Annotated in this window: 22 protein-coding genes and 3 tRNA genes; 6 read left to right on the forward strand and 19 right to left on the reverse strand. The window is 41.8% G+C overall.

The features are described from left to right. The 6 genes from NTZ93_01555 to NTZ93_01580 form a co-directional block, all read right to left on the reverse strand. The coding region (locus NTZ93_01555) for a PHP domain-containing protein (GenBank protein ID MCX6816533.1) at positions 1-316 on the reverse strand (316 nt) is incomplete at its 3' end. Positions 317-340: 24 nt separating this feature from the next. After that, the gene (gene gatB / locus NTZ93_01560; protein MCX6816534.1) at positions 341-1,654 is read right to left on the reverse strand and encodes an Asp-tRNA(Asn)/Glu-tRNA(Gln) amidotransferase subunit GatB; all 1,314 of its coding nucleotides are present in this window, start codon (positions 1,652-1,654) and stop codon (positions 341-343) included. After that, complete coding sequence (gene gatC, locus NTZ93_01565; protein MCX6816535.1) at positions 1,651-3,210, reverse strand: Asp-tRNA(Asn)/Glu-tRNA(Gln) amidotransferase subunit GatC; 1,560 nt, start codon at positions 3,208-3,210, stop codon at positions 1,651-1,653. The genes gatB and gatC overlap by 4 nt, the downstream gene beginning before the upstream one ends. Positions 3,211-3,214: 4 nt before the next feature. After that, on the reverse strand, positions 3,215-4,039 hold the full coding sequence (locus tag NTZ93_01570) for a hypothetical protein (protein MCX6816536.1): 825 nt from the start codon (positions 4,037-4,039) through the stop codon (positions 3,215-3,217). Positions 4,040-4,054: 15 nt separating this feature from the next. Further along, positions 4,055-4,954, reverse strand: coding sequence for a M48 family metallopeptidase (locus tag NTZ93_01575; GenBank protein ID MCX6816537.1), 900 nt, complete (start codon positions 4,952-4,954; stop codon positions 4,055-4,057). 2 nt (positions 4,955-4,956) lie between these two features. Further along, positions 4,957-5,535 (reverse strand): LemA family protein, encoded by a 579-nt coding sequence (locus NTZ93_01580; protein ID MCX6816538.1) that lies wholly within the window; start codon positions 5,533-5,535, stop codon positions 4,957-4,959. A gap of 77 nt (positions 5,536-5,612) precedes the next feature. Between NTZ93_01580 and NTZ93_01585 the strand changes: the two genes are divergently transcribed. The 3 genes from NTZ93_01585 to NTZ93_01595 all read left to right on the forward strand — a co-directional run bounded on the left by NTZ93_01585 (position 5,613) and on the right by NTZ93_01595 (position 6,375). Further along, positions 5,613-5,687: transfer RNA gene (locus tag NTZ93_01585), tRNA-Asp, on the forward strand. A gap of 68 nt (positions 5,688-5,755) precedes the next feature. Continuing rightward, positions 5,756-6,298, forward strand: a complete 543-nt coding sequence (locus NTZ93_01590) for a LysM peptidoglycan-binding domain-containing protein (protein MCX6816539.1) — start codon at positions 5,756-5,758, stop codon at positions 6,296-6,298. Positions 6,299-6,304: 6 nt separating this feature from the next. Continuing rightward, a tRNA-Gly gene (locus tag NTZ93_01595) sits at positions 6,305-6,375 on the forward strand. A 10-nt stretch (positions 6,376-6,385) separates the two neighbouring features. Here the strand turns inward: NTZ93_01595 and NTZ93_01600 are convergent. From NTZ93_01600 to NTZ93_01630, 7 genes are read right to left on the reverse strand one after another with little or no spacing between them, the layout of a single operon-like run. Beyond that, positions 6,386-7,372: an LD-carboxypeptidase gene (locus NTZ93_01600; protein MCX6816540.1), complete on the reverse strand. Its 987-nt coding sequence runs from the start codon at positions 7,370-7,372 to the stop codon at positions 6,386-6,388. A gap of 1 nt (position 7,373) precedes the next feature. After that, the gene (locus tag NTZ93_01605; protein ID MCX6816541.1) at positions 7,374-9,677 is read right to left on the reverse strand and encodes a class I tRNA ligase family protein; all 2,304 of its coding nucleotides are present in this window, start codon (positions 9,675-9,677) and stop codon (positions 7,374-7,376) included. Between the two features lie 20 nt (positions 9,678-9,697). Next, positions 9,698-10,420: an ABC transporter ATP-binding protein gene (locus tag NTZ93_01610; protein MCX6816542.1), complete on the reverse strand. Its 723-nt coding sequence runs from the start codon at positions 10,418-10,420 to the stop codon at positions 9,698-9,700. A gap of 6 nt (positions 10,421-10,426) precedes the next feature. Continuing rightward, positions 10,427-11,146 (reverse strand): ABC transporter permease, encoded by a 720-nt coding sequence (locus tag NTZ93_01615; protein ID MCX6816543.1) that lies wholly within the window; start codon positions 11,144-11,146, stop codon positions 10,427-10,429. Beyond that, positions 11,143-12,507, reverse strand: coding sequence for a sulfatase-like hydrolase/transferase (locus tag NTZ93_01620; protein ID MCX6816544.1), 1,365 nt, complete (start codon positions 12,505-12,507; stop codon positions 11,143-11,145). Before NTZ93_01620 ends, NTZ93_01615 begins: the two co-directional genes overlap by 4 nt. Further along, positions 12,498-13,631 carry a sulfatase gene (locus NTZ93_01625; protein MCX6816545.1) on the reverse strand — a complete coding sequence of 378 codons (1,134 nt, stop codon included), beginning with the start codon at positions 13,629-13,631 and terminating at the stop codon, positions 12,498-12,500. Before NTZ93_01625 ends, NTZ93_01620 begins: the two co-directional genes overlap by 10 nt. Position 13,632: 1 nt before the next feature. After that, a complete protein-coding gene (locus NTZ93_01630; GenBank protein ID MCX6816546.1) occupies positions 13,633-14,646 on the reverse strand; it encodes an NrtA/SsuA/CpmA family ABC transporter substrate-binding protein in 1,014 nt (337 codons plus the stop codon). A gap of 64 nt (positions 14,647-14,710) precedes the next feature. Here NTZ93_01630 and NTZ93_01635 point away from each other — a divergent pair, with 64 nt between their 5' ends. Next, positions 14,711-15,868 (forward strand): alanine--tRNA ligase-related protein, encoded by a 1,158-nt coding sequence (locus tag NTZ93_01635; GenBank protein MCX6816547.1) that lies wholly within the window; start codon positions 14,711-14,713, stop codon positions 15,866-15,868. On the opposite strand, the gene NTZ93_01640 is transcribed toward NTZ93_01635, so the two are convergent. Genes NTZ93_01640 through NTZ93_01650 form a run of 3 tightly spaced genes read right to left on the reverse strand, consistent with a single transcriptional unit; the run spans position 15,840 to position 17,666 of the window. Continuing rightward, positions 15,840-16,298: a phosphoribosyltransferase family protein gene (locus NTZ93_01640; protein MCX6816548.1), complete on the reverse strand. Its 459-nt coding sequence runs from the start codon at positions 16,296-16,298 to the stop codon at positions 15,840-15,842. The genes NTZ93_01635 and NTZ93_01640 overlap by 29 nt on opposite strands. A gap of 5 nt (positions 16,299-16,303) precedes the next feature. After that, positions 16,304-17,236, reverse strand: a complete 933-nt coding sequence (locus NTZ93_01645; GenBank protein ID MCX6816549.1) for a Nif3-like dinuclear metal center hexameric protein — start codon at positions 17,234-17,236, stop codon at positions 16,304-16,306. Then, positions 17,217-17,666 (reverse strand): hypothetical protein, encoded by a 450-nt coding sequence (locus NTZ93_01650; GenBank protein MCX6816550.1) that lies wholly within the window; start codon positions 17,664-17,666, stop codon positions 17,217-17,219. The genes NTZ93_01645 and NTZ93_01650 overlap by 20 nt, the downstream gene beginning before the upstream one ends. A 59-nt stretch (positions 17,667-17,725) precedes the next feature. On the opposite strand from NTZ93_01650, the gene NTZ93_01655 reads away from it, so the two are divergent. Continuing rightward, positions 17,726-17,798: transfer RNA gene (locus NTZ93_01655), tRNA-Thr, on the forward strand. On the opposite strand, the gene metK is transcribed toward NTZ93_01655, so the two are convergent. Both metK and NTZ93_01665 read right to left on the reverse strand, forming a co-directional pair. Next, positions 17,798-18,967, reverse strand: coding sequence for a methionine adenosyltransferase (metK, locus tag NTZ93_01660; protein ID MCX6816551.1), 1,170 nt, complete (start codon positions 18,965-18,967; stop codon positions 17,798-17,800). The genes NTZ93_01655 and metK overlap by 1 nt on opposite strands. A 191-nt stretch (positions 18,968-19,158) precedes the next feature. Next, positions 19,159-19,680 (reverse strand): hypothetical protein, encoded by a 522-nt coding sequence (locus tag NTZ93_01665; protein ID MCX6816552.1) that lies wholly within the window; start codon positions 19,678-19,680, stop codon positions 19,159-19,161. Positions 19,681-19,752: 72 nt separating this feature from the next. Here NTZ93_01665 and NTZ93_01670 point away from each other — a divergent pair, with 72 nt between their 5' ends. Continuing rightward, positions 19,753-20,463 carry a hypothetical protein gene (locus tag NTZ93_01670; protein ID MCX6816553.1) on the forward strand — a complete coding sequence of 237 codons (711 nt, stop codon included), beginning with the start codon at positions 19,753-19,755 and terminating at the stop codon, positions 20,461-20,463. On the opposite strand, the gene NTZ93_01675 is transcribed toward NTZ93_01670, so the two are convergent. Next, the gene (locus tag NTZ93_01675) at positions 20,440-21,477 is read right to left on the reverse strand and encodes an O-antigen ligase family protein (GenBank protein MCX6816554.1); all 1,038 of its coding nucleotides are present in this window, start codon (positions 21,475-21,477) and stop codon (positions 20,440-20,442) included. The two genes, NTZ93_01670 and NTZ93_01675, sit on opposite strands and share 24 nt — an antisense overlap. Between the last annotated feature and the right edge of the window lie 89 nt (positions 21,478-21,566).

Raw genomic sequence — 21,566 nt, forward strand, 5'->3', positions numbered from 1 at the left:
TCAGTTTCATTAAATTTTTGTAGCCGGTTTCGTTTTTGGCCAAAAGCAACTGATGGTAGGTGGATTTTTGCGCGCCCATGGATTTATCGGACATATTGAGCGTGGTTAAGTAGCCTTCAACTCCGATAATCGGCTTAATCCCGATTTTTTTGGCAGCATTAAAAAATTTCACGGCGCCGTACATGGCGCCATGATCGGTAATCGCTAACGCCGACATTTTTTTATCGTGGGCGGTTTGCAGGAGTTCGTCAATTTTACTTAAACCATCGAGGAGTGAATATTCGGTATGAACGTGTAAATGAACAAAATCTTTCATGAGCTAATCTTATTTTCTTTACAGTCACTTGGCAAGACCTGCAGGTTCTCTCCCTGTAGGTACTCCCCGTAGGTGGGAAAGCAGGAGTTTTTGGATAAGCTGGGGAGCGGATTTACCATAAGTTTGACGCATGACCTGGCCGACTAAGAAACCTAAAACACTGCTTTTCCCGGCTTGATACTTTTTAACAGCGTCGGTATTTTCTTTTAAGACCTGATCAATAATTTTCTGATCAACTGATTGAGTAGTTGTTTTTAACTGACCGCTAAACGGCTTAGTTAAATCGATTTTTTTGTTAATAATCAAGTTGGCTAAATTGGTTGGATTGGTCTCAGCCGCATACTGATGAAAATAAGTTAGTTTTTGACTGTCTTTTACCAAAGCTTTGGCTTGGGTTTCGTTTAAACCAAATTTTTTCACTAAATCAGATAGGTGTTCGTGAGGCAGTTTGGGCAATTGGCGGCGAATTAATTCGATGTCCTTGTCAGTAAATTCCAGCGGCGGAATGTCCGGCTCGGGAAAATAACGATAATCTTGCGCGGATTCTTTAACTCTTTGAGTGTAGGTTTCTTTTTTTAAATCATCATAACCGCGGGTTTCCTGAGTGGGAGTAATCCCCTCTTGTAAAAGAGAGGATTGGCGGTTGAGTTCATAGTTAATGGCCGCTTCGACAAAGCGAAAAGAGTTTAAGTTTTTAACTTCAACTTTGTAGTTAGCTAATTTTTTAGGATTGTCAGTTAAAGAGATATTGGCTTCCAAACGCATGGAGCCTTTTTCCATGTCGCAGTCGGAGATTTTTAAGGCTCTGACCAACTCATGCAGTTTTTTTAAAAATTCTTTAGCCTCTTTGCCTGAAGTGATGTCAGGCTCAGTAACAATTTCGGTTAAAGGCACGCCGGAGCGATTAAAATCAACTAAAGTCACATCTTGGCCGTTAACTTTTTTGTGAATTAATTTAGCGGTGTCTTCTTCCTGATGAATCCGGGTAATACGGATCTTTTTGCCGGAATCTAAAGTCAGATAGCCATTGACACAAAGCGGCTGATCGTACTGGGAAATCTGGTAACCTTTGGGTAAGTCCGGATAAAAATAGTGTTTGCGGTCAAACTTGGAAATTTTATTAATTTGGCAATTAAAGGCTAAACCTAAAAGAATGGTCCAGTCGATGGCTTTCTTATTGGGAACAGGTAAAGCGCCGGGTAAACCTAAACAAACCGGGCAAGTCTGGGTATTCGGCTTTTTGGCAAAATGATCAGCCGGACAGCCGCAAAACATCTTAGAGTTGGTCTTTAACTCGACGTGAACTTCGATGCCAATGGTCGGTTGTAAATTTTTCATAGTTTTGGTTTTTGTAAATGCCAGTTGGTAATAGCTTGATACTCTTCCCCTAACTTAAACAGAGACGGTTCGCTCCAGCGCGGACCAATCAACTGCATGCCAACCGGCAGATTATCTTTGGTAAAACCAGCCGGTAAAGCTAAAGAAGGCAGGCCGGCCAAACTGGCCGGAGCGGCATAGATGTCTGCAAGATACATGGCTAAGGGATCGGCTGATTTTTCACCGATTTTAAACGGGGGCATCGGCGCCACCGGGGCCAAAACAATATCTACCTGCATAAAGACTTTAATAAAGTCGTTAATAATCAGTGTTCTAACCTTGGCGGCTTTTTCATAAAATTTAGCCGAATAGCCGGCGGAAGAAGCAAACGAACCTAACATAATTCTTCTTTTAGCTTCCGGCCCGAAATAAGACCGGTCCTGGCCATAGCGAATGCCGTCAAAGCGAGCCAGATTGGAACAGGTTTCCGTCGGAGCAATCAGATAATAGGCGGCAATACCGTAAGCCGAATGGGGCAAAGAAACGGTTTTTAACACATAGCCACTTTTCTCGAAAAGTTGGGCGGCGATGTTAATCAGTTTTTTAATTTCTGGATTTAATCCCTCGCTAAAAAATTCTTCAGGCAAACCAATAGTGGTAATTTTTTTAGTGACTGATTTGTCTCTGGCCGGACTTTGACTGGTAGGGTCAGCCGGATCAGGAGAGGCAATTTTGTCAAAAACCTGGCGGAGTTTGGTCACTGACCGGGCAAATAAACCCGGACAATCAAGACTACTGGCAAAAGCAATGACGCCGTAACGACTGAGGGCGCCGTAAGTGGGTTTTAGACCGCAAACATTAGTAAAGTTTGCCGGCATCCTAATTGAACCGCAGGTATCAGTGCCGGTAGCAATCTCGACATCGTTGGTGGCTACGGCCACGGCGCTGCCGCTGGAAGAGCCACCCGACACCCGGGATAAATCCCAGGGATTTTTGGTGGGCCCAAAGTCAGAGTTCTCCCCGCTGGAACCATGTCCCCAGGCATCTTCGTTCAGCTTATTTTTTACCACATAACCCAACTTTTCCAGTTGTTTAATCACGGTGGCCGAATATTGGGGTTTAAACCCTGATAAAACCGCTGAGCCGGCGGTTGTTTCAATTCCCTTGGTGCAAAATAGATCTTTTAACCCTAAATTTCCCCGGGGATCAACTTGAGTCAAAATCGCGTTGTATTTGTCTATTTGCCGGCGTTTAACCAACTCAGGGTTCAGTTTTTTAGGACTCTCCCCAAAAACATGAGCGGTGACAAAATATCCCTGATAAGTTTTTTTTGCCTGAGATAAAGCTTCTGTTTGAGTTAAGCCGCGGTTGTCGGGAAGATCTTCACGCCAAACATTGACGGTATTATCTAACGTCTGATAAGTGGGTCGGATATCGTCAGTGTTGACTTTATTTAAAGTATCAATATACTCTAAGATTCCCTGAAGCTGCTGGGTGTAAAGTTTAATTTCCGCTTCGGTCAGGACCAAATTCCCCAGCTTAGCAATATGTTTAACTAATTGGCTGTCAACTTTCATTGACTTATCTTAGCAAATCAGGGCCAGTTTGTCTTCTCTCGGCGGCTTTTTGGCGTTTGTAGGCGATAACATTTTCCAGTTGTTTTTTGGCAGCACCTGCTTCTTCTGACCAAGGATAGTATCTTTGGCTTACTTGGTTTCGCCAAACTATTCCCATATGTTCTTGGAAGGTGCTTGAATGTTTTAAAATAGCTGACTCACTTTCCGATAATAATTGTTCGTTTTTAGCTAATTGTTGTCTAATTTTGCCTGTCAGAAAAAAATATGTGTATTTAAGTAAATTAAGAGAGTCTATTTCATTTATCTTAACTACAACTTCCTCTAGCGGTCTTTTTACATCGTCTTTAGTTAACTCATAATAGAATTGTAAAGAAGCTCTGTAGACTTGGTTGCGGCGTTGTTTAATAGCCTGTTCAAACACCCAATGGCTAAATTCTTCTACGCCAATATCGATTAGATGTGTTGATGGGTGCTTATCGCTTAAATGCTTTTGCAGCCATGGTTCTCCGGCAACAACGCATCTCGGGCCGTAAGTTATACTGGTTCGGACTGCGGCAGAGACTTCGTCGCTTTGGTCGATTCTTAAAGCAGGATACGGGTATTTTCCAGAATTAGGGAATACTTGTTGGGCTAGGTAAAAGCCAAAAGTAAGATCCCTAAATGGCTCAATTAGATTATGGCTTGTTGTGGGAACGTCTAGAATTGTAGAAACAATTTTTTCCTCGGCAAACTGTCCTTCCGGAGATAATTTCCACTGATTAAATAAGCTGGCTAGTTCTTCCGGCGAAGAACAAACTTCGTGCCCGGTTAAACTCTCTACCTTGTCCATGATTAGATTATTATATCAAACCATCTCGTGCAAGGCTTTAATCCGTTCGGCTACCGGTGGGTGGGTGTTAAAAAGATTGGTAAGAAAGGCTTTTTTCTTGAAAGGATTAACAATATAAAGGTGGGCGGTGGCTTTGTTGGCGGCTTCCAAAGGTTCTGAATCTTTAGAAATCTTTGCCAAAGCCCGGGCCAAACCATCAGGAAAACGGGTAATTTTCACACCGGAAGCATCAGCTAAAAATTCCCGGCGGCGGGAAATAGCTAACTGGATTAATTGAGCAATTAAGGGTGATAGTAAGGCCAAAACCAAACCTAAAACAAAAAAAATCAGCTGTAATTGATTATTCCCCCGATCATTATCGTGCCGGCTCCTCCCCCAGAACATTGACCGCAAAAACCAATCCGCCAGTAAAGTGACCAGACCGACCAGAATGGTAACGATGGCCATTAAACGCGTGTCGTAGTTCTGGATATGGCTCAATTCATGAGCAATCACACCTTCCAGTTCGGTTCGGTCAAGTTTAGCCAGTAAACCGGTGGTAGCACAAATCACGGCATGCTGGGGATCCCGGCCGGTAGCAAAGGCATTAGGGGCAGTGTCGTCAATGACATAAAGCTGGGGCAAAGGTTGGCGGGTAGCCAAACAAAGATTTTGGGTAACGGTATAAAAATTAAAGTCCTGTTTCCGGTCAGCCGGACGGGCACGGGAAATCCCTAAAATGATTTTATCGCCGTAATAATACGAGCCTAAACTCATTAAGCCGGAAAAAATTAAAGCCAGGCCAATCCAGGAAGCGCCGTAACCGCTGGCCCGGCCCAAAATATAGGCAACTAAAGTAATAAAGCCGATAAACAAAAAAATTATTAGAGCGCTTCTCCGCTTATTAGCATCCACTTGTTCGTAAACGTTTAGCATGACTAAAGTTCGACTGAAGGGGTTTTCGTGTCCGCCGAACTAACCTCCAAAGCTTGATCCATATCCCCGGTTTTTAGACCTTCTTTGGCCTGAAACTTAAATAAAGCCGCAACCCAAGAGGAGGGAATCGTAGCCATCATGGTGTTGTAGTCAGCGGTTAAGTCAATTAAGGTCCGACGGGAATACATTACTTTGTCGGCCGTATCCCTTAACTCATTCATTAAATCCTGAGTCGGACCGGCGGCTTTTAACTCGGGCGTGCTTTCAAAAACAGCGCTAATGCCCCCTACGGCTGACTGCAGCTGACTGGCGGCATCAACCATTTTTTGGGAACTGCCGGATTTTAAGGCTGATAAAATGCTTTTGCGGGCGTCAGTAATTTTAGTCAAGGCAGTTTGTTCATGCTTAAAATAGCCTTCAACCGAGGCAACTAAGTTAGGAATTAAGTCGGCTTGACGTTTCAGCTGGTTACCAATTTCTTGGATCGAGGCTTTAATCCTGACCTCAGTCGTTTTAAATTTATTGAAGGTTGAGAATAGATAAAGAACGATAATAACAAGCAAGATTGGTATAATAATCATAAACTGCCTACTGGAACAAGCTTAATACCAAACCGCTGGATTGTAAAGAATTAATTAGTTATAATGTTTCCGAAGTTGGGACCGTAGCTCAATTTGGTTAGAGCGCTGCCCTGTCAAGGCAGAGGTCGCCGGTTCGAGCCCGGTCGGTCCCGCCTACGTTTCGCTTCGGCGGGCAGGCCCGCCAAATTCTATTTCTGCCCAGAAAGAGAGGTAAGTAATAATGATTAATTTAAAAACTTTTTTTAAGAGTTTAAGAATGAACGAACAGAAACTCAGCACTGTCTTGGGCGCAGTAGTGGTAATAATTGTCGGTGTTTTAATTTACAACTATTTTGCCGCGGTTAACCAAACCGGAAAAATCAGCGAAATTGCTGAGCAGACAACCGAACAGCCGAAAACTCACACTGTGGCCAAAGGTGAACATCTCTGGAATATTAGTGTTAAATATTACAACGATGGCTATAAATGGACGGAAATTGCCAAAGCCAACAATTTAGCCAACCCGGATAAAATTGAAGAGGGACAGGTTTTAACTTTACCTCAAATCGAAAATCAACAACTGACAACGATAGCTGAATCTGTTACTGAACAAACAAATTATCCAAGTGAATATACTGTGAAAACAAGTGACAGTTTATGGAAAATCAGTGTAGCGGTTTACGCTGACGGCTACCAATGGAGTAAAATCTGGGAGGCAAACAAGACAAAAATTACTAATCCGGATATAATTGAAACCGGAATGGTTTTAACTATTCCCAGATAAAAGTGCGCGGGATTAGTTGAGCGGTTCAATGCCACCTTCCCAAGGTGGAGAGAGGGGTTCAACTCCCCTATCCCGCTCTTGTGGATTTTAATGTTCTGTAAATTCTATAAACGTTTCCATTGCTGACGCCAGTATTCTTACAGTTCCTCCGATTGGAATCGTGGCTTTGGGATCGGTATGACCAAAATCAGCATTGGCAATGATTGGAATATTTTTAAGCTCTCTTTTAGATCGCAAAATATAAACTAATTGTTCTTCTGTCATTGTGTTTGGTTGAAATCTTCCCAAGACTAAACCACGAATCTTAAATCCTTTCTGCTGAACCAGTGATTGCAGATTCCGATCGAATTGCGACGGATTGGAAAATTTGGCCTCCTCAATAAAAAGGATTGCCTCATCCATCTTGGGAAAATATTCAGTTCCCTGAAGTAAATTAAGGGTACATAAATTAGAGCTGATAACCGTCCCTTCGGCTGTTCCCTCATGTATTACCAATAAACCTTGATTTTTAATCAAATGTCTATCTTCCTGATTGACGGACCATTTATCATCGCTCCAATGCGAACTCTGTTCCAGAAGAAATGGCTGGTTATCCATGACGGCTTTTTGAAAATGTTCTTTGGTATAGTCAAAATGATATTTTTGGCCAAAAAAGATAAAATGAGGTCCGGAATAGGTCACTAAACCAGTTTGGGAAAATATCGCGTTGTTAAGGGCGTCAATATCGGAAAAACCGCAGAAGACTTTAGGATGAGTTTTAATCAAATCCCAGTCTAAATACTGGAGTAATTGATTGGAATTCCAACCGCCGATCACCGTCAATATGCCTTTAACACTTGGATCTAAAAAAGCCTCATGAATATCTGCCACTCTTGATTCAATCGGGGAAGACCGAAATAAGTCGTGTTCATGAACGTGATCACCATAGGTAACCGTTAACCCCATATTTCCCAATGTTTTCTCTGCCAATTGTTGAACGTCTTTATTGGTAATTGATAATGACCAAGAGGGAGCAATCACTCGGATAGTATCCCCGCGATGTAATTTTTCAGGAATACTTCGTTCGATCATCATATTAAGTCAAGATATTAAAAATCTTTCCTTGTTTGTAAATAATTCTTTTAACCTTAAGGTCTTTAAGTTCGTTAGCCAGCCCCGGATCGGCTTTTAGGATAGCCATAATTTCTTCTTGGGTATATTCCACTCCAGCTGGTTGAGGAATTGTTCCCTTAACTTTACCGTTAATCATCACCGGAAGAGAGATTGTCTGGCCTATTCCTTTATCAGCGATTGCCTGCGGCCATTCAGACTGATGAATACTGTAGCGATTCCCGACACGCTCCCACAACTCCTCAGCGATAAACGGCGCAAAAGGCGCCAAGAGTTTCAAAAACGTTTCATAAGATTGATGGCTGATTTTTCTGGATTGTTCAATAAAATTGAGATATTTCATAAAGTCGCTGACGGCTACATTATATTTTCCGGCTTCAATCGCGCCGGTGATACGATCAATGAGGATATTGGTTGTCTTTATCTCTTCAGCTGATGGGTTTTCATCGTAAACTTTTTGTGGTAATTGCCAAACTTTATCCACAAACCGGCGTGGGCCGACCAAGGCCTTATTATCCCAAACCTTTGATTGTTCCAATGGCCCCAAAAACATTTCGTATAGCCTTAGGGCATCACTGCCAAACTCATTGGCAACGTCCAAAGGGTTAACCGCATTACCCCATCTTTTGCTCATCTTCCGGCCGTCAGCCCCTAAAATCATCCCCTGATGTGTCAACTTGGTAAACGGTTCGTTAAAATTGATTACTCCTAAATCATATAGCACTTTGGTGATAAACCGGGCATATAGCAAGTGACCGGTAGTGTGATCGGCTCCGCCGATATAGAAATCAACCGGTAACCATTTCTTTAATAATTGTTTACTGCCAATACTTTGATGATTGTGAGGATCGGCAAAACGCATATAATACCAGGCGGAATCGACAAAAGTATCCAGGGTTTTGGTTTCTCTTTCGGCCGGGCCGTGACAATTGGGACATTGAGTATGTAAAAATTGCTTTGATTTAGCCAGTGGCGGTTCTCCGGTTGGAGTAAAATCGGCCATTTCCGGTAACAGTACCGGTAATTGGTTCTCCGACACCGGCTGGTCGCCACAGGATTGACAGTGGACTATGGGAATAGGCGCTCCCCAATATCTTTCCCGAGAAATTAACCAGTCTCTTAATTTATATCTGATTGCCGGCCGGGCTTTTCTACCTAAGCGGCGCAATGTCTTTTCTCTATCTGCTGAGTTAGTTTTCCCCGCTTGGTTATCTTGAAGTTGTTCAAGCCGAATTCCGTCGGATTGATTCATCAGGACATAATCGGCTACCCAAATTTCCATGTGATCACCGGTTAACGGGTTAGTGGCAGAGTTGCCGGTAAAAACTCCGGTCCTGTCTTTTTGTTGTTTTCTTGATAATTCAGACTTGGAAGCAACGGCAGTTAAATAGTCAGCAACCTCTTTCCTGTTTTGGTTAACGACAATTTTGTTCAGATTGGGATGTTCAGGAGCCATAACGATGTAACCTGGTCGGTTGAAGGATTCCGGTTCGGGGGTAAAAACAACCAGATTACCCTCGGTCTGTTCTAAATCAACCTGTATCTCTACTCCCTCAGTCCGTCCGATCCAGTTTCTCTGACCTTCTTTGGTTGATTCCGGCCAATCCAAACTATCTAAATCAGCGATTAAACGATCAGCGTAAGCGGTAATTTTAAAGAACCACTGTTCAATATTTCTAGTGACCACTTCAGTATTGCAACGTTCGCAGTGACCGTCATTAACCTGTTCGTTGGCCAGAACGGTCTTACAGTCAGTACACCAGTTAACCGGGGCTTCGGATTTATAAGCCAGGCCTTTTTCATATAAAGCCAGAAAGATTGACTGAGTAAACTGGTAAAATTCCGCCTTGGAGGTGTCGATTTCCCGGGCCCAATCAATGCTGAAACCGGTCCGAATACATTGTTTTCTAAATACGTCAGCATTTTCTTCGGTAACCTTGTGCGGATTTTTCCCGGTTTTAATGGCGAAATTTTCCGTGGGCAAACCGAAAGCATCCCAACCCATAGGATGCAAAACCTCAAAACCGTTCATTCTTTTATAGCGGGATAAAATATCCGTGGCAGTGTAGCCCTCGACGTGGCCGACGTGCAAACCGGCACCCGAGGGATAAGGATACATATCCAAAATAAAAGCCTTAGGCTTGGGAGAATCATCTTTGGCCCGATACAACCTATCCTCAACCCAACGATTCATCCATTTTGTTTCTATCACCTGATGGGGAAACTTACCCAATTCCTGTGCCGTAATTTCTCTGCTTCTGGGAGACATAGATTTAACACAATATCACATTATAGGGCTTTTTTCAAGATTGTTCGATATTGGGTAAATTTCCGGCAGCTTTTGAGGCTTAATTTCCGGGGATGAGAGAAATTTATCGGAAATTGATTGAGAATCGATGCCGGTTTACCACCTAAAACAATAATCCTATCTGAAAGAAAAATCGCTTCATCAATATCATGGGTGACCAATAAAGTAGTTTTTTTGGTTAAAGAAAAAATTCTGTCCAGTTCCAGATGCAATTCTTCTCTCAAATGATGGTCTAATGAGTCAAATGGTTCATCGAGGATCAAAAAATCCGGATTCACCGCTAAGGCTCTGGCTAAAGATAATCTTTTTTTCATGCCACCGGAAAGATGATTGGGAAAATATTCCCGGGCATCGTTTAAACCTACCAGCTTTAGGTATTGACTGATATTGTTTTCATCCCGGCTAACCAATTGCATATTTTCCCCGACGGTTAACCATTTGAATAAATCATTTTCCTGATTGACAACAATCCGATTTTTTCCCGGTTTTTTAACCTCTATATTGTTAATTAAAATCTGACCGGTTTTGGCAAGAAGATAGCCGGCTAAGATATTGACCAAGGTAGTTTTTCCACAGCCGGATCGGCCCAAGATTGACACAAATTCTCCATTTTTAATATTAAAATTTATATTGGCTAATATCGGTTTCGACGGAGAATGATTATTGCCGGGATAAGAAAAAAATACATTTTTTATATTAATCATATCTGTTTAATTCCAAATGATTATTTTTTTCTCCAGTAACTCAATCAGTTTTTGCAGTAAATTACCGATAACGCCAATAAAAATCATCCCAACAATAATATTATCCGTTTGCAATAATAGTCGGTTTAACTGAATATAGTAGCCTAATCCCGATTGAGCGGCGATCAACTCGGCGGCGATCACACTCATCCAGGCCATACCGATACCGATCTTTAAACCGGTAAAAATATACGGCAAAGAAAAAAATAATAAAATCTTAATAAAATAAGTGGCTTTATTAATCTCAAAAGAAGAGGCAACATTTTTATAGATTACCGGGATGGAAATTGCTCCAAAATAGGTATTGGTAAATATGGGGAAAAAAGCTCCTAAGAAAACAATAAAATAAGCCGAGGCGTTGCCTAGTCCAAAAATAATTATGGCAATGGGTATCCAGGCGATGGGTGGGATGGGACGTAATAACTCAACAAATAGCTTAAGATCTTTCAGACGTTGATCGTAGCCCAGAATCAATCCGAGAAAAACTCCGGCAACCCCAGCCAGAGTAAACCCAATTAAAATTCTAGACAAACTTGAACCAATATCCAAATAAAATTCCCGATCCGAAAGATTTTTGATCAGCGCCGTCAAAATTTGCCAAATTGAAGGGAAAAAATGATTAGGGAATATGACGTTAAGCGCCTGATAAATAACAACCAATAAAATGATTAACAAAAACTTTTTCACACTTTATAGCCTAAATTAGTTAATTCATTTCTGATTTTTAATTCCAGTCGGGAAAGTTTATTTTTATTCGTCACTTTTGAGGCGTTATAATCTATCAAGATTTTCTTTAACCCAGCAACTTTGCCGGATGATTCTTCCCGTAAAATAGTCCCGTTTTGATGATAGAAAATGGCTATTTTATTGAGTTGATCCCGGGCGGCTTCCTTAAACAAGTAGGTTTTAAGCGGTTTAACGGTTTTTTTAGTTTTCATTGCCATTTTTTGATGGTCGGCAATCTGTTTCTTAGTCGCAATTGAAAGCCAGCATTGAGAAACGGCAAATTTAGCTACCGGCCTATTCTTGCCGGAAGTAAAAATATCCAATTTTGAACCGTCCAGTTTCTGATTTTTATCCTGATAAGGCAATAAGGCCTTAATGGTGGGCGCCAGATCAATAGTTCTGACCAAATTCTCCTCAATTCTAGGAGCAATCTGCCGGCCATAAACAATCAAAGGCACCCGCAGGACATTATCGGAAATGGAGTTATGGTGTGCCTCAGAATCAGCATCCCATTCTTCCCCGTGGTCGGAGAAAATAAAAAGCAGCGCCTGGTTGTTGTCAACAAAATTTTTAACCACGTTGATAAACCGATCAAACCGGTGTGCCATAAAGTAATTAATTCCTTCCAAATAAAGACTGAATAAATCGTTGTACAAATGCTCCCGGTACAGTTTTTCAATAATGTATTTGTAGTGTAAAAGCAATTCTGTATCCTGTTTGTTCCTGAAAGTTTCTGTCAAAATGTCGTTCGGTTTCCGCCATTCCCGATTGGATATGCGGTACTTTTTCTCCAAGGAACTCACTTTATTGATGTAATCCTGGCCGCCAAATTTTAAAATATGAAAACCATAAGGATAATGCACACCGCCAAAATGAAAAAAAGACAGTGTATTATTGGCTTTGTTACTGATAAGAGTTTTAAAAGCCTTAGCTTCGTCTTCGATAAAATAGTGGTCAATACCGTTGGTAAACCCTAAAGAGCGGCCTAAAATTACCGGAAAATCCGTCTGGAAAATGGTCGTATAACCTTGCTTTTTAGCCCATTCAAATATGGTCGGTTGAATCAATCTTCGATTGAAGAATTCATAAATGCCGTTATGTAACGGCCACTGGCCGGTAAAGTAGGCCGCATGAGAGGCAGAAGTATAAGGAGCAGCCGAGAAACAATTATTATAATATAAGCCCGAGTTAAGAATTTTATCCAGAGCCTCGGTTTTAAGAGAAATTTTAGTTGCGTGCTGCTGTAAATAGTCTCGGGCCCGGGGAGAAGCGTTAATGCAATCGGCCCGCAAGGTATCAATGGAAACTAAAATTATATGCATAGTTTATATAAATTCTGCTTTTCATTTTGATCTTTTTTCAAATCGTACAATTCTACCTGATCGCTGCCTAAATGAAAAATTAATTTATATTGGTTGGACACTCTAAGGGAAAGCTTATTTCTGGCATTTTTAAACTGGCCGGTGGTCTGGGTTTGCTCTTCGGGATAAAAAGTTTCCGAATAGGCTGAAAGGTCCAAACGGGCATTGGCTTTGATAATCGGCATTAAAGAAACACCGTCGTTTTTAGTCTTAAGTTTAGTGTCTAGCAAATCCAAGATCGTCGGAAAAACATCAACCAATCTTACCTGTTGCTGAATTTTTTTATTGGTTGGCAGCGTTTTATCTTTGATTATCAGGACGACTTTTTGTGTCTGATCATAAAGCAGACAGCCATGGCCGCATTCTTCCGGATGCCCGAGTTTTTTCCCACCTTTATCATTGGGGTATAAACCTTCTAAATCCTCGCCATGATCGGAAAAACAAATAACAGTTGTATTGTCGTATAAATTATTTTTTTTCAGGTATTGAATAAATTCGCCTAAATAATGATCGGCATAAGCGACTTCTTCTTCGTAGTAATTTTTACCGCCCCATTTTTCCGGCGCTTTATAGGGCCAATGGGCGTCAAAAAAATGAATAAAAAGGAAAAACGGCTTATTTTTCTTGGTCTCCAGCCAGGCTTTGGCCCGGGAAACAACGAGGGGGGCACGTTTGAGCGCCGATCCCCGCTTTTTAACATCAATAGTTAAAAGCGGATCAGAACCATCAGCTAGTTTGTGAATTTCGTCGTCATAATGATCAAAACCCCTGGAAAAACCATACCAGCGATTCATACCCGGGCAGGAAACAATTGCCCCAGTTGAGTATCCCTGTTTTTTAAAAGCTTGGGCGACTGTAACTGCTTTTGGATTAAGTTTTTCTTTAAATAAATGCCTAAGGCCGTGATTGTATGGTTGTAAGCCGGTAAAAACAGTGGCATGACTGGCGGGAGTAAAAGGAGAAGAGGAAATGGTATTGAGGAAAGTGGTACCCTGATTTCTTAACGTTTCGATGGTTTTAAATTGACCGCTGTAAGCGACGTCCGCCCGGACAGTGTCTAAAGAAATCAAGATAACATTTTTCATCTTATTTCAAAGCGGCGGCTTGAAGATAAGACAGGTCAATATAATCTTTCATCGTGACTCTGGTCTTGACCAAAGACTGATTGAAAATAAAATCGGCCGCTTCCTGCATGATGGTGTAATCATCATCGATAAATCCCAGCCGGATATCAGCGGCAGAGTTAAGCGATAGATTGGGTTCGATAGCGGCGGCAATCTGCAATGACTTTGGAGTAATAGTCAATTTTGACTCGGCAGTAAACCAAGCATCGGCAGTGGAAACATTATTACGGTAGTAATCGTAGGCAGAATTAAACGCTTTTAAAAATTGAACCGGGGCTGGGGAATTAGCCTGAATATACTCTTTGGACATAACAATGAGGGAAATTACCTTGCCGACGGTTAAGGTCCTGATCAAACCTTTTTCTTCGAAGATTGCCGGCGTGGGATCAAAGCCGGCTAAAGCATCCATTTTCCCCCATTTGACGGCTTCCGGATCACGGACCAAATCACTTTGCTCATAAATATCCAAATTGACATTATTAACATCTTTTTTCGTATCTAAACCTGCGTCTTGTTCAGCTTTTAGGGCCATTCTTTGGGCGGCGGCGCCAAACGGCATGCCGACCGTTTTACCTTTTAAATCCGCCACCGTTTTTATAGGAGATTTTGGCGGTACGTAAAGAGACACCCGGTTATACATGAGCCGGCCGATAATTACCCAGTTGGGATTTTTGCCTAATAATGTCGCTGTCGGCTGGTCAGCGGTAAAAATCACGTCCACTTCTCCGGCCAAAGCCGCTTCGTTTAACGGCGGTCCGGAATTAAACCCTTTGAATTCAGCTTTCAAACCGTTTTTCTGCAAGATATCAGTATTCTTTAAGACTTGGGTTAATTGACCTTCGGTTGCCCAAGGCACTTGCCAGCCGATGCGGATATTCGTTAATTGCACGGGCGTGGTTTGGGGTTTAGGAAAAAGCTTATCTTTAAATACAAAAATCATCACTAGTAAAAAAATCCCCAGCAGTATTTTTTTCATATACATTTGGATTGTAGCACAAAGATAGAAAAAAGTAGCCAACTATGATATTATAGGACTAATTATGACATTTCCAGAACTCAAAGACTTATCGCCGAAAATTGATATCCAACAAGAACAAAAGTTTGTTACTGATCAGTTTTTGCAGTTTTATGAAGAAAATGGATATCAATCTTTGCCTTCAGCCGATTTGTTACCTCAAGATGACCAGTCGGTACTTTTTACCGGAGCGACGATTACACCACTTAAAAAATTTCTGGAAGAGGGTGTGGCGACACCGGGTTTAGTCATGGTGCAAAAATGTCTGCGCACCAAACGTTTGGAGGAAATGACTAACCTGAGTAAAATTTCGGATTGGACGCATTACTTTACCATGTGCGGCATTTTAGCCGCTCCCGGCCGGGCCGAAACCGTAGCCAATGAGGCATTTGAATTATTAATAAATCGATTGAAAATTAACCCCGAGAATTTATTGGTCGAAGCGGCTTCTGCTGATCGTGACTTATCAACTTTTTGGAGTAACAAAGGCACAAGAGTTATCGAGGATTCTCAACCGAAAAATTATTACCATTGGCATTATGGCATCCCTGGAATATCCGGAAGAGGTATAAATCTGCAGCTAAGATTTGGTCAAAACAGTACTTACCGGGATTTGGGCAATCTTATCAGCGTTGAAGATGCCAACAGCCGAGTGATAGCTTATGAATTTGGTTTCGGCTTGGAGTCACTGATAGCGACAAAGCATGGATTTAAAAAACCAATGGAGGCCAGTCTGGTCAGTTCGGTTATCCCTTATAAGGAAGGTTTACAGGAAAAATTTATTGATACGTTGATGGCTGCGGCGGTAATTTTCCATTACGGGGTTGAACCGGGAAGAGGTAAGGAAAAACATGTTTTGAAAAAACTGATCAAAGGTTTAAGTTTTTTGCGAAGAAAAATGTCGATAGACAATGATCAAATTAAAGATTGGTGTGAGAAGTTCGAAACAGTTGAATTTGGTAACAGTGATAGCGGAGATAAACTAATTAACGGCATTATAGTTTATGAACAACAACTGGCAAAATTTTTTGATTATGCCAAAAATCAAGTTCATGCCCATCAACTTAGAAATGACTTAGGTGAAAAACTTTTGGAAAAACTTAATAGGCAAGGTGGAGATATGGGAATTTTACCTGTGGAAATTGAAGAAGTAATTATAAAAAATTATCCCAAGGTAGACTAATAAAATCTTCAGCGTTTCTTAGTATTGTTTCTCCCCAATAATCAGGATATTTCTTACAAACATACTGGCTTACAATACACGCGGCGAATCTAATTTCTTTGGGGTTAAAGCGTAAAATTTCTTTTTTAGCTAATGCAAAAGTTTCTCCAGTAGCAACAATATCATCAACACAAAGTACTTTTTTTCTCTCAAGAGATTTGGAAAGATTACTGGAAATTACTCTCGATTTAATTTTTTCATTTTTTTCATTATAAGAATAGATTCTTATCCATTCAAAATCCTTTGTCTTCAGGGCCTTGGCAACCATCACCGCAGGAATTAAGCCTGAATTTCCAACAGCCACAATCACATCCGGCTTGAAGCCGTTTTTTTTTATTTTATTCAAAAGTTTTAAAGTGTGTAATTCAAAATCTTTCCATTTAATTTTCATATAAGTTATGACCACCATTTGCTTTGAGCTAATGGGACAACCTTTAAACCAAAATTTTCTTTTAACCATTTTGGTATTTGGGTCTTCATCACCAAAAATTCTGAGGCGGCATGGGAAACCCCGATTAGACTGAAATCAATTGCCTTGGCATACTCCAGCACTTTGGCGGTATTTTGTTTGCCCCAATCGCTTCGGTAATGGCTGAAAATCTCGCCGGTAATATAAGCTTGAGCGCCTTTTTTCCGGCAGGTTTGGGAGTATTTAATTTCATCGCCGCCGCCGGCAACAATACCGATTTTGGTGATTCTGTCTAGTTTTTTTCCGGCAAAATCAACATAGGGAATTCCAAACAGTCGTTTTAGTTTGATAATTAAAGCCTCTGTTGAGATAGGATTAATGGTAGCAGTCAAACCGGCATAGCCATTACCGTAAGGTAAAAACTCGCTGTTAATAGTCGCCTGCAGGCCGGCCGCAATCGCCCGGCCGGTGCTGATTTTTTGGTGATAATCTAAAGGGGCGTGACAACTATAAAGAGATAGTTTTTTTTTGATTATTTTTTTAAGCAAATCAGAATTAAGAGGTAAAAACCCCCGGCCTAAATTACCCCTGGGGTCGCCACACTCTAAAATAATCGGGTGATGTAAAAAAAGCAGATCCCCTTGATTTGATTGGGAAATAAATTTTTGGAGAATTTCATTACCGGGAAAAGCGGCAGTAAACATCGTCTGAATTTTAGCCGCACCCTTAATCATTAGACCATTAAATCTTAGGATAAAATCTGGCTCGAATATCTTTTTCCATTCAATATTGGTTTGGTGATAAACCTCAGGGACAAACTTGCTCATGGCCGGATCTTTAGCTAACTTTTTAACTTTGAAGAAGGTGTCTAAGGAATCGACTACTTGGGTAAGGGTAGGACTAAAAAAGGTATTGCCCATGTTCTTGGGATGAAATTGATTTTTGTATCCGATGGGAAAACTGCAAGGCTAATTCTGCTAATTTAACAGAGTCTTTAATATTATCTGCTTCTGTCAACGCCAGGCTCATCTTTTTAAGGGATTGCTCAAAGTCCCAAATTGACTGATTAGTGCCGGGGAAAACAACAATCTGTTGAACCATTAACAGATTTCCCTGCATACCAGAATGGTCGTCAGGGCAAAAAACAACCCGCTTAAATTTGATTGTGGAGTGACAACCGCATTTCTCGGCAAGATTATCCACGGTTTGAGTAAATTCTTGAAAGGCATTTTGACCGGGAGAAGAATCTGTTTCCAATTCTTCAATGGCCACTATCCCAAACGGTCCTTTTAAAGCAAAATCCGGGTTTACTAAAGTTCCGGCAAGACGTTCCCACAAAAAATTACCCATTGCCAAAGAGTACAATCTAGCTCTAATTATGTCAAGTAATGGTAGAATAAACTATAGCCGCCGCCTTAGCTCAGCTGGTAGAGCAGCGGTATCGTAAACCGCAGGTCCCCGGTTCGATCCCGGGAGACGGCTCAAAGGTTAACATTCTCTATTTGTTCCCAAGGAAATTCTCTGCGGCCAAAAAACCCACCCACAGCTGCCTGTTGATATTTGACTCTTTTTGGGTTAAACAGGTCCAAACGGTCAATAATTCCGTCAACCGATAAATCCAATATTTCCTGAGCGCGCTCATAGATCAGTTTATCCGGCCGGTTGGCGGTACCAAAAGTATTAATATTAACTGACAGCGGATCCGGCCGGCCGATGACATAACTAATTTCTACCTGAGCTTTTCTGGCCAACTTTTCTGCCACTAAGGCCTTGGCAATATACCTCGCCCCCACGGCTCCGGCTAAATCGACTTTGGTTGGGTCTTTGCCGTTTAAACCGCCGCCGCCGTGAGGAAAAGCACCACCGTAAGAATCAACAATAATTTTCCGGTTGGTGGTGCCGGCATCGGCTAAAGGACCAAAAATTGTCCACTCTCCGGCGCCATTAATAATAATTTGTTCTGCCGGATCAGTAATTCTCATCCCGTAAACGTCTAAAACCGGTAAGATTAACTCTTTGATCAGAGCTGGCCGTAAATCTGCCAGGCTAAAATTGGCAGTGTGTGAGGCCGCAATGATAATTCGATTGACTCCAACCGGATAGCCGTTGGCATAATTTAAGACTACTTGCGATTTGGCATCCGGCCGCAACCAGTTAAATTCACCCCGATATAATTCGGTATAGCGATTGGTTAAAGCCTGGGCAATGGCGATCGGCATGGGCATTAACTCCGGTGTTTCATCTACGGCTCCGCCGAACATTATCCCTTGGTCTCCGGCTCCGGTCCGCTGACCGCTGACACCGTGGTCAATATTGGCCGATTGTTGGGTAATTCTGATCAACAGCTCCTGCAGGCCGCTATGGAACTGGGAATTCTGGTCAGAATAACCGATCCCGGCCACTGTTTTTCTGGCAATTTCTTCGTAATCTAATTTCACTCCTTCCGGTAAAGTCACTTCGCCAAACAACATTAAAGTGCCGCCTTCGGGCCGACCTTTGGCAGAAACCTCCATGGCGACTCTTGGCCGGCGGCCAACTGAGGTTGAAGCTTCAATCGCCTGATCTAATATGGCTGCGGCCACCTGGTCACAGACTTTGTCCGGATGACCGGCAGAAACTGACTCTGAGGCATGAGAAATTAATTCACTCATAGGGGAAAATATGTTTTTATCAACTTAGTGATCATATCGTTTCTAGCTTTAGCACCGCGTTTGTCTGGCGACTCCTCGGTTGCTGGTGGGTTAAAGGGCTAGATCCCTCGCCACACTCTTGATATTGCCACATTATCGTAAACTGACTGGGAAACTTTGTCAACAATTTTAAAGTTTAAAGAGAAGTTTGATTAGCGCTGGGAGAGGTGCGGACCGGAGTAGGTAACAACCAAGTCCTTATTAGTTCTTCCGGGGACAAGCGCTCTTTCTCTTTTTTGAGCAGACATGAGGACATCCTGATAGACGATTTCGCTGATGGCTTGTTTGACGACTGTCTTCGGTTCGACACCATCAGCCAGACAGCGGGCGAAAAAATTACCGATAAACAAGCTGCCGATAAACCGGGCGTCCCTGACTCGGTTGCCATCCATAAATGAACACTGACTGACGGAAAACAACGGACCGGTAAAACCAGGTTCGACAGCAATTAATAATTCCCCGTTCTTAGCCAGTTGAGACACAACACCAGAGGCGACTTTGGCAGACAAACTATCCAAACTGTTTCCTGAAGAAAACTGAACAGGAGCCGGAAATTTAACCTTGTCGGACGATTTATCCAGCTCATTAAGAACCGCATGAAACAGGCCATTGAGTTCATGCCGGGTACTTTCAATTTCTCTTTGATCAAGTTCAGGTAAAGAATTTAAAGGCATATAAATCAGCTTTATTTTACCACTAAAGTTTTTGGAGAAGTGGGGAAAGTGATAGAATATCCTTAGGAACTTATGAAAACACGCTGGCAGCAAAAACGAGAAAAAGACAGTTTAAAACAGGCGGTCAAATATCTGGTTCTGGTGTTAGTCCTTTTATTTATACTGGTGCGCTTCGGAGTGCCGGGGTTAATTAAAATGGCCGGGTTTTTAGGCAGTTTTAATAAAAATAACCAAACAGTGGAACAACAGGACAAACTGCCGCTTTTACCACCGACCATGGATTTTTTACCGGAAGCCACAAACAGCAGTGAAATTAACATCAGCGGTACAGCCCAAGCCGGCAACACAGTTAAATTATTTTTAAAAGGCATTAGCCTTAAAGAAACGATCGTAACTGACGATGGTAATTTTACTTTTATAAATATTCATTTGGCAGATGGGGCTAATGAAATTTACACCGAGAGTAATGATAATCAAGGAGGTGTAAGTGAACCCTCAGTTACTCAAAGCGTTACTTTAGATACGACAGCACCAAGTTTGGAAATCAGCAATCCCCAGGATGATCAAAGATTTTTTGATAAAGACAGTCCGATTAAAGTCTCCGGCAAGGCTGAAGCCAGAGCGGATTTGACCATTAACAACCGGTTTATTTTTGTCAAAGACGACGGTAGTTTTGAAACGACTTTAAATTTAAACAGCGGGGATAATCAAATTGATTTTGTGGTTAAAGATAACGCCGGGAATGAAACCAAAAAGAGCTTAACTGTCAATTACACTCCATAGCCAGATCATCACAAACGGATAGAAAAGCGTGTTTTGGAAAAAAGAATGAACAATTAAAGCCACCAGGGAAATTTTGACTAATAGAGATTTTTTCCAGAGGAAGCGTAATAAATTCAGGTAAGCCAGTAAACCAACAAGGCCGCTGGTGGCGGCTACGAACAGAAAGCTGTTATCCAAACCGGCCGCAGCATGGCTGACAAAATCCTGGCGATAAAATCTCAAGGTGTTAAAACCCAGGCCGAAAAGCGGCGCAGATTTAATAATCCTTAAGCCTGCCTGATAATTCTCCAGGCGCTGAGTGACCGAAAACAGGCGTTCCAGCTTGACCCCTTCCCCGCCGGGGCGGGGCAGAAACGGTAAGGCTAAAAAAACTAAAGCCAAAAGCAGAAACTTAAACTTCTTTTTGAGAATCGCATAACCTAGAATCGCGGCCAGTAAGCTTAAGTAACTGGAGCGGGAATAGGTTAAAAATAAGGCGACTAAAACCGGCAGGCCTAAGTACCAGCGGGATTTAAACTTCAGAGCGATTAAAATCAGGGTTAAAACTAGGATGGCGCCGACAAAAGCCGGGTCAGCCAAAGTGCTGATTACCCGAAAATAATGATCATCCCAATTAAGACTGGCTAAAAAGCGGGTGTCGGGAAGAAATAAATACTGCAGCAGGCCAAAACCGGCGACAGTCAAACCAAAACTTAAAAGCCAAGGTTTTAAATTAAGTTTTATAGATTTAATCACCGGGTAAAGACCAGCGTAGCTAGCAAAGCGGACCAAATACAGAGAGGAATAAAGAACCGTCGGAAAAGAAAGTTTAAAAACGGCCAAAATTAAAGACAAAAAACAAGCGGCAAGAAAAAACCAAACAGGCTTGGGAAAATTAAGAGCTTTATGATTTAAAAGCAAGATGCAAACAATAATTAAATCGTGCAGATAAAGCGGGGCAAAAGAGAATTTCTCCAGCTGACCAAAGGCCAAACAAACAAACAATAAATAAATTAAAATTTTAGTAAGCTTCATTTAGGTATAGTTTAACCCTAGTCGTGGAATTTTGATAAACCAAAGGCAGACTTAATTCCGGGCCGTTATCCCCCACTAAAATATGAGTG

It is taken from the genome of Candidatus Beckwithbacteria bacterium (genome assembly GCA_026397255.1).
Lineage (GTDB): Bacteria > Patescibacteriota > Microgenomatia > UBA1400 > CG1-02-47-37 > JAPLVF01.